The sequence below is a fragment of the Rhodanobacter denitrificans genome, assembly GCF_003335105.1.
Classification (GTDB): domain Bacteria; phylum Pseudomonadota; class Gammaproteobacteria; order Xanthomonadales; family Rhodanobacteraceae; genus Rhodanobacter; species Rhodanobacter denitrificans_A.
Genome location: NZ_QFWQ01000019.1, coordinates 1 through 844, shown reverse-complemented (window position 1 = coordinate 844; position 844 = coordinate 1). Strand labels below are relative to the sequence as shown.

Annotated in this window: 1 protein-coding gene; it reads left to right on the top strand. The window is 64.9% G+C overall.

What is annotated here, in order from left to right; all coding sequences use genetic code 11:
* On the top strand, positions 1 to 825 hold an 825-nt coding region (locus DEO45_RS16315), incomplete at its 5' end, for an elongation factor Tu (RefSeq protein WP_114345877.1).
* Positions 826 to 844: the final 19 nt, after the last annotated feature.

Sequence of the window (844 nt, the reverse complement as noted above, 5' to 3'; positions counted from 1 at the left end):
TCGCGCCAGGTGGGCGTGCCGTACATCGTGGTGTTCCTGAACAAGGCGGACATGGTCGATGACGCGGAGCTGCTCGAACTGGTCGAGATGGAAGTGCGCGAGCTGCTGTCGAAGTACGACTTCCCGGGCGACGACACGCCGATCATCCACGGTTCGGCGCTGAAGGCGCTGGAAGGCGATCAGAGCGAGATCGGCGTGCCGGCGATCATCAAGCTGGTGGACGCGCTGGACAGCTACATCCCGGAGCCGGTGCGTGCGATCGACAAGCCGTTCCTGATGCCGGTGGAAGACGTGTTCTCGATCTCGGGCCGCGGCACGGTGGTGACGGGTCGTATCGAGCGCGGCGTGATCAAGGTGGGCGACGAAATCGAAGTGGTCGGCATCCGCGACACGCAGAAGACCACGGTGACCGGCGTGGAGATGTTCCGCAAGCTGCTGGACCAGGGCCAGGCGGGCGACAACGCGGGCCTGCTGCTGCGCGGCCTGAAGCGTGACGACGTGGAGCGTGGTCAGGTGCTGGCCAAGCCGGGCACGATCACCCCGCACACGGACTTCGAGGCCGAGGTCTATGTCCTGAGCAAGGACGAGGGTGGCCGTCATACGCCGTTCTTCAAGGGTTACCGTCCGCAGTTCTATTTCCGCACGACGGACGTGACGGGAGCCGTGACCCTGCCGGAAGGCGTGGAAATGGTGATGCCGGGCGACAACGTGAAGATGGTGGTGAGCCTGATCCACCCGATCGCGATGGACGAGGGCCTGCGCTTCGCGATCCGCGAAGGCGGCCGTACCGTCGGCGCCGGCGTAGTGGCCAAGGTCATCAAGTAATACCTGTTGTCCCGGCAGC